An 11,633-nucleotide genomic window follows, 5' to 3' on the forward strand; every position below is an offset into this window, starting at 1 on the left:
GTTATCGATAACATTAAGTACTGCTAAAATAATCATTTCACTTTATTTTGCAAGAATATTTATCTGCAGTAATTATAAAAAAGGTTCTCAAGAACTATTGTTTTACCAAAATACTACAATTAATTTCCGAAGAAGTGGTTGACATTCCCAAAACGGAATGCCAATCATAGTTCCTTACTCCCAATCACTCCTGGGACGCGGTTTCGTTGCTTCCGGCTGTTGGTCAAGGATAGCCCGGAGTTCCTTAACCAGTTCCGGATTTTCATCAGCAATATTTTCTTCTTCTACTAATCCGTCGGAATAATCATAAAGTTCAATCTCTGCCGTTTCGGGATCAGCACCTATCTCCTTCCATTCTACCAGACGGTAACGATCGGTCCGGATGGCCCGGCCCATCTTTCCTCCGCGAGGATAGGTGTGATAGGCATAATCTCTGACGCGTGTTTCCGGATCCTCAAGTACAGGAACCATACTTACCCCATCAAACGGCTGCTCTGTTTCAGGAATGGGTAAATTTGCCAACTCTGCCAACGTGGGATAAATATCAACCGTTTCTGTAGGCTGCTCAGTACTTGATCCCGACTCGGTCACTCCCGGTGCTTTTATAAGGAGCGGGATCCGATTAGCCATTTCATAATTTACATGCTTGGTCCAGATATTTAACTCACCGAGGTGGAAGCCATGATCGCCCCAGAGTACTACGATAGTATTTTCATCAAGCCCCTGTTCTTCCAGGGCATTCAGTACTTTTCCTATTTGCGTATCGGCATAAGTGGTACTGGCATAGTATCCGTGAATGAGATTTCGTTTCAACTCATCAGAATATGGCTCATCTCCATCATACTCTTCATTAGTCGGTACGGGAAAATACTGTGCAATTTCTCCACCCGTCTTTCCGGCGTATTCCGGTGCACCTTCCGGCATCTCTTCGATCTGAGGCATCGGCAACTCACTCGGATCATACATATCCCAATACTTCTGCGGAGCCGAGAAAGGTAAATGCGGACGTGCAAATCCCACGGCAAGGAAAAACGGCTTGGAGTTGTCACCTAATTCCCGGAGGCGATTTATAGCTCGTTGTGCAACGCGTCCGTCGGCATATGCTGTATCAGCCACTTCCGGGGATTCCCAGGCAGCACCGCGCTCGAGAGAACGTGCGAAATCCCAGCTTCTGTTTGAGAACAGAGCTTCCTCTCTGGTCAGCTCATCTCCCTCGGGCGTACTTTCCGGATCATTGTATTCAATAACCTTATCGTGATAAGAGTCCACACTCCATGATGCGGAATCATCGTACGTATTATGTCCAATATGATAAACTTTGCCCATAGCTTCAGAATGATAGCCGTTTTCTTTAAAATACTGCGGCAGCGTAGTGGCATCCGGATAAAAATCGCGGGGATTTCGTCCGAAGTTATAAATACCGGTTGAGGTAGATCGACTACCCAGCATCAGGTTATATCGGGAAGGTGCGCATACCGCCTGGTTCGAATAGGCTGCATCAAACCGCATCCCCTCGTTGGCCAACTCATCCATTTCCGGCGTTATAGCCGTCTCATCACCATAAGCGCCGAGTGCGGGTTTCAGGTCATCGACCATAATTAACAATACATTTGGCTGCCCTTGCTCTTCGGCACTGTTGTTACATCCTGAAAATACAAACGGCATTATCAGCAAGAGGCACGACCATAATAGTATGCTATGCGGTTGCTCATTAAATTTTGTCTTGCTCATAATTTTAGACCTTGTCTTCATTTTTTAGCTAGTTGAAATTTCTGTTATCCATAAATATTCACCATGCACCTCTCCCCTCATCGCCTTGTTGGTCCATCCATTCTTCAAGTTTCTGGCGTAATTCATTTTTTATATCCTCATACTGTGGATCTTCGGCCAGATTATTCAGTTCATGAGGATCCTCATTTAAATCATACAGTTCTTCTTTCGGACGGTGTTGGTAAAAGCGGATTCTATCTCTTGCCTCAGAATCCTGATTGGCTAATTTTAACCATGAATCCCATAGCTGCTCGCCTCCGTTTTCTTCAAAATTGTTGGAGTTTGTAATGTGATTGGTGAAAGCCCTTTCCGGGGCCAGATTCAGGATATATTTGTAGCGATCGGTCCGGACGGTACGCATGGGAAAATAATTCATATTGAGATCCCGCGTATGTGTCGCATAAATCTCTTCACGATGATCACGGGTTTGCCCCGTAACAACATCAAGAATACTTCTCCCATCGATATCTTCGGGCATTGTACCTCCGGCCATCTCTATAATCGTCGGCAAAAGATCTATTAAACTTACCATCGCATCGCTTGTAGCACCTGGTTCTACCATTCCGGGCCAGCGAATAATAAACGGCACCTTGATGCCATAATCATACAGTTCCCACTTGCCGTGGGGAAACTGAGGACCATGATCAGAGGTATAGATTACAGCCGTTTCTTCTGTAAGACCGTTTTCATCAAGAAGATCCAGCGTACGGCCTAATTCGCGATCCATCTTTGTTACATCGCTGTAATAGTTCGCCATCGCTTTTCGCGTATCTTCGGTATCGAGCAGAAATGGATGCAGATTCACATCTGCCTGATCGTACTCGTTTTCACGCGGCCACGGAACGTGTGGATTATTCGTGGCTATGACCAGAACAAAAGGTTCATCACCGGCCGCTTCGTCCGACAGAAACTGTTCTACTTCACTCCCTTTATCAACGATAACCGCATTCCAGTCTCCTTCAGTATCAAGATATTCGAAGGGATAGGCATTGAGCGGCTTTACGTGGGTCTTACCTGCTAGCAACACTCTATAACCCAGGTCAGACAGGTAGTGCGGCAACGTTCGAACCCCCTTGTCTATACGGCTGTGATTCTCGTGAGAACCGTGCCGGTGCGGAGCAAGTCCGGTATAAATAGAAGCACGAGACGGTACACAAGTCGGCGTAATGGCAAAAACTTTATTTAATTGCATACCTTGGTCAGCTAACCGATCAACGTTGGGTGTATTGATGACATCATTGCCATAGGTGCCGGCATCCCTTTGAGCATGATCATCAGACAAAAACAGCACGATGTTGGGCGGATCGCTGTCATGCTCCAATCCGAAAGCATGGGCATGAAGGATCAATACCATTCCTAACAAACCCAGTGCTATTTTTTGTAAAAAATGCACGCTGTCCATACGATGACCGGTCATAGCTGGCTCGGCTATTTAATTTTCTATTAATTCCTCATGCAGGTTTTGCAGAAACTCTTTATCAAACTTGATGACTTCCCGATCGTAGGTCATTATTCCATTGACCTCTGACTCAACATCGGTAGTTTGGGTATAAACAGCTCCGGCCAAACCTTTTTCTTTCAATTTCATAACTTCATTAAGCATAATTTCATAGGTGTTGAATAGCTCATCTTCAGATTGGGATGTTTCATAGTGTCCCGGAGCGCGGGAGAAATCCTGTATCCAAAGATGATCTTCAACTACAAGAGCCTCACCCCCGAATTCACCTAAGATAGTAGCCCTATCTTCCTCGGGTTCAGGCATATCGGGACCCGGATATTGGTGAATATCGTGCATGTCACTCACACCCCGATCCTGCCAGCCGCTTACGACATTAACCAGTCGGCTCGGATCAAGTTCTTCAACTAACTTAGCAATACGCTTAGTTTGAAACTGTCCCCAACCCTCGTTGAATGGTACCCAGGTAACAATTGAAGGATGATTGCCATATTGTTCAATCATCTCCTTAAGCTCGTGCTTATAGTTATAGGCCGACTGAGCCACCCGCTCGATATCTTCTTCGCCGCGTCGGATGTGACGATCGCCGTTGGGCATATCCTGCCAGACCAAAATACCAATTTTGTCGGCCCAGTAATACCAGCGATTGGGTTCTACTTTTACATGTTTTCGGATCATGTTGTAACCTAAGTCCTTCGTCACCTGGATATCATATTTCAGAGCTTCGTCAGTGGGAGCCGTATAGATACCGTCCGGCCAGAAGCCCTGATCAAGAAGTCCAAAGTGGAAAAGCGGTTCATCATTGAGGAAAAGACGTACATAGCCATCATCAGCCTCACCAATGCGTATTTCCCGCATCCCGAAATAACTTTCTACTTCATCCACTTTTTCACCATTATGATGGAGCGATACGGTTAAATCATACAGGAATGGATTATCGGGAGACCAGAGCTTCATATTTTCAACGGGCAGCTCCAGATCTTCTCCAAGACTGCCTTCAACTTCGCCTACACTGGTCTCACCATCATAGGCTGTTGCTCTTACCGTATAATCCTGATCTGCAGCACTGCCTTTCACCTTAAGCTCCAGATTCTCATTGTCGATATCAGGCGTCATTTCCAGATCTTCGATCGCTACTTCAGGCACCGGCTCCAGCCACACAGTCTGCCAAATACCAGTTGTGGGAGTATACCATATTCCGCGGGGATCCCTTACCTGCTTGCCTCGGGGCTGAAAACCATCGTCGGTCGGATCCCAAACAGAAATTGTGATTTGCTGCTCATTTTCTTCATTCAGGGCGTCGGTGATATCCAGCGAAAACGCCGTATAGCCCCCGTCGTGGCTGCCAACTTTCATACCGTTAACCCAAACCTCAGCTCTCCAATCCACAGCGCCGAAATTCAGCATCACACGTTCTTGATCCCAATCCTCTGGCACCGTAAATGTTTTTTGATACCAGAGTTTATTATCGGGCCCTACTCGTTTTTTCACACCGGAAAGAGCCGATTCAATACCGAATGGAACTAAAATGTCGCCGTCCCAATTTTCTGGCTTCTCCTCTAAAAGAGGAACTACAGCATACTCCCAGAGGCCATTCAGGTTTTTCCATTCGTCTCGCTCTAACTGCGGACGCGGATATTCGGGCAAGGGCTCATCAGGATTTACCTCCCCTGCCCACCGCGTCATCAGTGGATTATCTGCCGGCTTCCAGTCTTGGGCAAAAGTTGACAGGGGCAAAATTAGACACAAAAATAAAATTGCTAACAGTTTTTGATTTTTAATCATCTGTTTATTCCCTTAATATTTTCGGTTTCTGAAATTAGTTAACAGTTGAAGGTTTTAGGATTTCAGTCACTTTCTGCCAGCGGACAAAACTGTCAAACATGCCGTAGTTTACCGGTGTTTCCTGTGAATCAGACTGAATAGTCTGCGGCATCAGAAGTTGGTGAATATACCAAGGCGTGGACTTTTCGCTAAATTCCGGGTTCCTGTCTACGTTGGGATCAGGGTTCTGCGTGAAAGCATAAGTTGCCACATCCACTCCGTAGTTCTCCAAAAGTCGCCCCATCACATCCAGATAATCCGGCTCATACCATTGCTGAGACTGTAAGAAATCACGCCATTCATTATAAGAAACAGGATTAGCAAATACATGTGTGGAATAATCGGCGACCGTCATCTCCGGATCTAAATCATATTTTTCTGCAAACTCTTTGCCGGCCTCTGTTGCACCGATTTCGTCTCCCAAATGAGATCTCCATTTCCAGATCAATGAAAACTCAGTAGTTATGAGAGATTTTTCCGGCATAGCTTCACGTGCAAACTTAACAGCTTCTACCGTGGTTTTGTAATCAGGCTGATGAATATGAAAATTAGCCCCGGCCAACCGTTCGTCTTTATTCACCCATTCGATGACCGCACGATTAGCAGGACGATCTTGCTGTTTTTGCTGATCCAGTCGCGTAAAACCACCGGCATAAATTGGAAGAGGCTCACCGCCAGCACCTTTAGGTTTTAGACTGCTGACGTGATCCAGCAGTCGCTTCTGAAACCGTACAAAAGGAATAACTCCCTCCTGGTTCGGCTGTAAATCTTCTTCAGGTGTATCTATGGTCAACTCATTCACCAGCACAAGTTTATCTAACTTTCCTTCCAGTTCATATAATAAATCTTCGGCAAATTTTAGCCATTCTTGTTCCTCATCACTGCCGGGTTCAGGAACGCGCCAGCCGGCTTCTTTGAGATTCCATTTAATGGAAAGAATTATCTTATAGCCTTCATCGGCTACCCGGTGCAGCGCATCCACTCTGAAATCATCATCTAATGCCCGATCACCTTTGATATAATGTGAGGCCTCAATAAAAGCACGGGTCCAAGTCGTCTTTGTTTGCTCCAACATTTCGGATTTCAGCCAGTGTGGACGCTCGTTAACATTTACGCCCATTTCCAAAGGTTTATAATCCTGCGCCGCGACTTGTGAAGTAAAAACCAAGCAAGCTAAAATCAGGCTGGTACAAAGGGACATAATCTTTTCCATCGCTGTATAAATTGATTAGTTATTTTCAGGTTGTTCCTTACCCCATATCACGGAGTCCTCTTCGAACTGACGCTGCCAGGCCTGCCGCCATTTTTGGATATCCGCAGGATTTATAAAGTTTTTAGGCTCACGTTCTTCTTTGGACGGGAGCGGCGGAAATGGCTTATGCGGTTCTTCCTGATACCAGTATGATACTGAGGATAAATCCAGAGTCAGGTTGTTATTATGCCCATGTTCTATACTAAATTCTATGGACTCATCGAAGTAAACAGGATCAGTGATATGAAATCGATAGGTATGTGTTCTGCCAAGCCAGCCTGTTCCGTTATTCACCCGTGAAAGTCCAAAAAATGGATGCACAAATTTCGTTTTCGGCACCCAGGCTGTATTAAAGTAATCTTCAGTTCCTGTACCGTGCAACGAGGGCGGCCACTCTTCTCCATCAATAAAGAACATGTCGTCGCCTTCACCATACCAGGCGGTTATAGGCGAATGAATATAGTAGTTCACACCCACGAAATGGCCTTTGCCTTCGATATCGGCAATCAGATAATTTCCTTCTCCGGTGGTATTTTTTTCTTCACGAAGATTGTTAGCAATACCTTGAACCTTGTCTTTTGTGGATTTTGGAGAGCCCTCCATCGGATCCGTAAGCTCATGGCGATACTGTGCATGAAAGCGGCCCATTTCCTCCGGAAGTTCATCCATTGCCACATAGTCAATATAGAAATAGAAAGCATTTATGGTCCGCCCGGTTTGATTCTCTATCTCAATTCTGGCGTTTTCGGAAAACGGCATCGTAAAATAACTGACCAGTGATCGACCGTCCCGGGGTCCCGCCGACAGTGGCATGGTGTTGAAGGGATACGTTTCTTCCCAGCCCTGACCAAAAAACGGACCGATAGGCGATTCCACACTGGGCTCCTCTTCCCCATCCCAATACATGCGCAGGATAATGTCATTGCGACTCAGTACATTCGGCGGCGGAGCAATGGTTATCCAGATATGATTAATGATACCGGTATCATCGACATCCATAATCGTTCTGGTTTCGCCATCCTTGATGTCTTCGAAACGGTCGCGGTTGGCTCCGTTAGTGTTATAGCTACTGACTCGTTTGCTCTGGACTCCTTCTTTAATTTTCGCCAGGTCCATCATTAGATTATCCGATTCCTGTCCGAATGCTGATGAACTGCCCATCCAAAAAACAAGAACAGCAGTAAAAATGTAAAAGCTTATTTTTTTGATTTTGCGGTACATGTTGTTTTTCATTTTGTAGTTGTTCAAGATCTATTTTCTACTCATTTAATCCAGCCAAACGAACTGTGAGAAAGCTCCGTTGACAGCAGTATCCCAAACTTCAACTCTGACCCAGTCGCGTCCGGACAGATCAGTTGCAACAGTAAAAGTATCCTTACCAAAAGCTTTTGTCTCGTTAAGTGATATTCGCTCTCGGTATACCTGTTTCCCATCGCCGGATATTATTTCTGCATAATCAAGCGGGAATGTCCAATTGATGCCGAGTTTTATTTCGGCCTGTCCGTCTCCATCTAATGTCAATTGCTCACCCGACTGCTTGCCATTCACGGTAAATTCCGGCAGTAAAATCTCACCGGTCGTGACAAAGAACTTACCCTGCTCCACAGCTTCCAGTATCGAAGACCATCCACCTTCGTAGTCGGGAAGCTCATCCAGCCGCAGGTAATTAACATTCATATGGCCATAAAATTCAAAATACGGTTCCAGCTTGAAAAGGTCTGCTTCTCCAAGCATATACTTTTTTTGGCCCCAATTGGCCATATCATTCATCAGGTCGAGCGCTCTTACTCCCAATTTATCTTTTGATAAATCAGCCGGGAGTGCTTTCCACGCGGCCCCTAAAAATCGATCAGATTTATAGAATTCCTCATCCTTATATTCATCGGGATGGTCGGCGGAACCTTTGGTACGGGGATGAGCTGTCCATGCCAAAGCATTTTCTTCTTTCAGCAGCCGCAGCATTTCTTCCTGATTGCCTACGCGATAGACCTTTCCATATTCGGGATGTTCCTCAACAAACGGCTGATTTTCACCTCGATTCATATGCCAGTAAACCGGTTCCGGGAAAAAGACCATCCAGTGTCCCCCGAAATGCACGTTGGGCTCTTCACCGGGGAGCATCAGGAAATTGCCGTCGGAGAGTGCTTTGAATTCCTCGTGCATCATCTCGAGTTGCTTTAATCTTCTCGGGCCGGGATCTCTTGGATTGCCAGAAAGATGAAATTCACCCTGATGCATGATGGTAACTCCCAGTTCCCTCATCACTCTAACGTGACCTGGAATATCCGGCAGCGGTCTATGATTGATAATATCGGTAATATGCTCGGTATGAAAATGGCTGGCCATTGTTTTATGTCCGTCAAGAGGCCGGTATGAATCACCATTCGTAAATTCTTTCACCTCTTCAAGCACCTGACCATCTTTTTCGGTGCTAAGAACTGTGAAGAAACTCAATCGCTGGTCTGTGTCGGGCGGAGCGTTAAACCAAGGCACATGACGCATGTCGCCCATCAGGTCATGCCGAATGCCGATTCCGTATCCAGGAACCAAATCTCGATAATTACTGCCATACCAGGTAAAGTTGAGATTGAAGGCGTTATCGAGTGGATAAAAGTACTGGTGCGGGGGTGGAAATACGGCAATACTTCCTTCCTCGCTTTCACCAATGACGGTCCGGTATTTTACTTTCAGGTTTTTGCTTTTATCACCGGCATCAACTTTAGCAGACCTGATATGATCTTCGGTATCTGCCCAATAAATTTCATTCCAGATAGGATTTTCGGGATCACTACTTACCAAGCCTGCATCATAAATAATAGCCGTCGAATCTTTTTGCGTACTCATTACCGCTTCGGTCTTCATCAAGGGACTGCCGTTATACAGTGTTATTTCCAAATTCCCGGAAAACTGTCCCGCCTCAGCCTGAGAAATTTCAATTTTAGTTCGGGATCCGCCAGTACTCACTTTAGCATCCCGTCTATCCAATTTCACGGTATTTGCTTCATAAGGCCGGTAAGCAGTCCTGTCGAAAAAGGTATTCCAGCCATTTCTATCCAAATTTCTTTGTCCCTCGGTTAGCACAAAAACCGGATCCAGGTTTGATGCTATCTCAGCAGATTTCTCTCCGTTGCTTAATTTAATACTGCTAAACAACGGACTTCCATTATCAAGATTGATCTTGATTTTCCCCTGCTGATTGTTTCCGGCAGGCCAGGTAATATCAAGTACGTTTCCACTGACAACAGCCGAGGCTTCACCGTTTTTATCAAAATCAGAAAAATCTACTGGTATCTGGGCATTCACGGTGCTACCTATCAACAACAATATAAGAATAGACTTAACAAGCCCTGTCCCCCACTTTGAGCTCTTTATTACTGATTGATATAAAATATTTTTCCTCATTTCCATCGGTTACAAGATCTATTCTTGTTCAATTGCTGCCGGAGCCTGGAAAATTTCGCGCAGACGTTCGGCATCAAATTTCAATTCGCGGTCGTAGGTATAAATTCCGTTAACCTCCTGCTCGATATCGGTAAGCTGGGTGTATGTGAAACCGGAGATATTGGGATTATTAACCAACACTTGGGTCAAATCTTCAATTAGATCTTCAACTTCGTCGGCCGTCTTACCGTATCCCCAGAAGGGACGACGTTCGCCAAATTTTTCAGGCTGATCGGTATGTTCCTTGGTCCAGTACGTCCCCCCGTACTCATCCACCATGTACGGTTCTCCCGAATATGGCACAGCCAGTTCCGGCGCTTGGTTGGGATAACCCCGCCAGGCCTCTTCGGGATTTTCAAGCGATACACTCTCGTAACGCTCCCGAAATTGATCAGGATCCTGCTCGTAATCGTGAATCGTGTAGATGTCCGTGTTAACATGCACGTATCCGCTCACATCATTAACCGGACGCGTGGGGTCCAGGGACTTCGTAATATTATAGAGGCTTTTGGCCACTTCCCTGTAATTGTTGAGATCTTCTTCAGCCGCATTATGAGTCTCGTTGAGCGGCGTCCAGGCGATAATGGAAGGATGATTGCGATCGCGCTTCACGATCTCCGCCCACTCACGCTCCATACGAACGACCCCCAGCTGATTAGTGAACTCGAGAAAGTCAAAATGTCCCCAGTCATAGAATTCGCCCCATGTGAGGTAGCCAAGCTTATCTGCCCAGTAATGAAACCGCTCTTCAAATACTTTTTGGTGCAGACGAGCCCCGTCAAATCCAACTTTCTGTGCCAGCTCAATATCACGCTTCAAGGCTTCATCGGATGGAGCTGTCCATATGCCTTCGGGATAAAACCCCTGATCTAATACCAATCGAAGAAAAATCGGGTCATTATTCAGATAAAATTTATTGCCTTCAATATGAAATTTTCGAAGTCCGGCATAGCTATTCACATGATCTACAGGTTCCCCATTTTCGAGCAGCTCAAAATCAATGTCATAGAGATACGGATTCTCCGGACTCCAGGCTTGGGGATCGGTCAACTCTACTGTAACAGGTCCTCCATTTTCGGCGGGTACTGTTTTGGATGTAACCTGATCTCCTTCAGGGGATTTGAGCGTAATTCTGAATTCATGGTCACGGGTGGCACTTTTAAATTCCGGTGTAAAGACAAAAGAGTCGGAATCAAACTTGGGAACAATGTGTACCGATTTGATATGGCTCTCAGGACGGGCTTCTAGCCAAACAGTTTGCCAGATACCGGTTACGCGGCTATAACTGCAGCAACGAAAATGATCATAAGTTGGACTTTGCTTGCCCATGGGCTGCTTTCCTTCCCGCATCTCATCAACCACATGCAGCGTTAGGGAATTTGATCCATCTGAAAGATGATCGGTGATATCAAAACTGAACGAGCTGCTGCCTCCAACGTGTCGGCCCGCTCGCTCACCGTTGATCCAAACTGTTGCTTCATAGTCCACGGCTCCGAAATGTAAAAATACACGTTCTTCATCCCATTCAGCCGGCACTTCAAATTCGCGTCGGTACCAGACCGATTCCATAAAGTCCTTGTGTTCGATACCCGACATCTTGCTTTCGGGTGGAAATGGAACCGTAATCTCCTTATCGAACGGTTTCTTCTTCTGATGCCAATCCCGCTCTGCACCCGACTTCCCATGGTCGAATGTAAAAGCCCAATGACCATTTAGATTTTTCCAGTTCTCGCGCTCAAACTGTGGTTTTGGATGCTCGGACCTCGGAATGTCACCTTCTGTTCTTACTTGGGATTTAAGTTCTGCCGTTGATCCGAGTACAAGAACAAAAGCTAATACTGCTGCAATGTTATTATAAACACTTGATTTCATATCAGTCTTCTTTTAATG

7 protein-coding genes are annotated in these 11,633 nt (G+C 45.7%); all 7 read right to left on the minus strand.

Translation table 11 applies throughout. The features are described from left to right. Window positions 1–174 precede the first annotated feature (174 nt). Genes ACT3ID_RS06495 through ACT3ID_RS06525 form a run of 7 tightly spaced genes read right to left on the minus strand, consistent with a single transcriptional unit; the run spans window position 175 to window position 11,615 of the window. Window positions 175–1,731, minus strand: a complete 1,557-nt coding sequence (locus ACT3ID_RS06495) for a sulfatase (RefSeq protein ID WP_491541191.1) — start codon at window positions 1,729–1,731, stop codon at window positions 175–177. Between the two features lie 58 nt (window positions 1,732–1,789). Then, window positions 1,790–3,187, minus strand: coding sequence for a sulfatase family protein (locus ACT3ID_RS06500; protein WP_491541192.1), 1,398 nt, complete (start codon window positions 3,185–3,187; stop codon window positions 1,790–1,792). Window positions 3,188–3,202: 15 nt separating this feature from the next. Further along, window positions 3,203–5,011, minus strand: coding sequence for a glycoside hydrolase family 2 protein (locus tag ACT3ID_RS06505; RefSeq protein ID WP_491541193.1), 1,809 nt, complete (start codon window positions 5,009–5,011; stop codon window positions 3,203–3,205). Between the two features lie 34 nt (window positions 5,012–5,045). After that, window positions 5,046–6,263, minus strand: coding sequence for a hypothetical protein (locus ACT3ID_RS06510; protein ID WP_491541194.1), 1,218 nt, complete (start codon window positions 6,261–6,263; stop codon window positions 5,046–5,048). Window positions 6,264–6,278: 15 nt separating this feature from the next. Further along, window positions 6,279–7,535: a glycoside hydrolase family 172 protein gene (locus tag ACT3ID_RS06515; RefSeq protein ID WP_491541195.1), complete on the minus strand. Its 1,257-nt coding sequence runs from the start codon at window positions 7,533–7,535 to the stop codon at window positions 6,279–6,281. Between the two features lie 33 nt (window positions 7,536–7,568). Then, the gene (locus tag ACT3ID_RS06520; RefSeq protein ID WP_491541196.1) at window positions 7,569–9,704 is read right to left on the minus strand and encodes a CehA/McbA family metallohydrolase domain-containing protein; all 2,136 of its coding nucleotides are present in this window, start codon (window positions 9,702–9,704) and stop codon (window positions 7,569–7,571) included. Window positions 9,705–9,722: 18 nt separating this feature from the next. Then, a complete protein-coding gene (locus tag ACT3ID_RS06525) occupies window positions 9,723–11,615 on the minus strand; it encodes a glycoside hydrolase family 2 protein (protein WP_491541197.1) in 1,893 nt (630 codons plus the stop codon). Window positions 11,616–11,633: the final 18 nt, after the last annotated feature.

The organism is Fodinibius sp. GM108, from assembly GCF_058386985.1.

What these genes read in the sequence shown, in the direction of transcription:
- ACT3ID_RS06500 (WP_491541192.1), bottom strand. Translation starts at nt 3,187, where the DNA reads ATGACCGGTCATCGTATGGACAGCGTGCATTTTTTACAAAAAATAGCA.
- ACT3ID_RS06495 (WP_491541191.1), bottom strand. Translation starts at nt 1,731, where the DNA reads ATGAGCAAGACAAAATTTAATGAGCAACCGCATAGCATACTATTATGG.
- ACT3ID_RS06510 (WP_491541194.1), bottom strand. Translation starts at nt 6,263, where the DNA reads ATGGAAAAGATTATGTCCCTTTGTACCAGCCTGATTTTAGCTTGCTTG.
- ACT3ID_RS06515 (WP_491541195.1), bottom strand. Translation starts at nt 7,535, where the DNA reads ATGAAAAACAACATGTACCGCAAAATCAAAAAAATAAGCTTTTACATT.
- ACT3ID_RS06505 (WP_491541193.1), bottom strand. Translation starts at nt 5,011, where the DNA reads ATGATTAAAAATCAAAAACTGTTAGCAATTTTATTTTTGTGTCTAATT.
- ACT3ID_RS06520 (WP_491541196.1), bottom strand. Translation starts at nt 9,704, where the DNA reads ATGAGGAAAAATATTTTATATCAATCAGTAATAAAGAGCTCAAAGTGG.
- ACT3ID_RS06525 (WP_491541197.1), bottom strand. Translation starts at nt 11,615, where the DNA reads ATGAAATCAAGTGTTTATAATAACATTGCAGCAGTATTAGCTTTTGTT.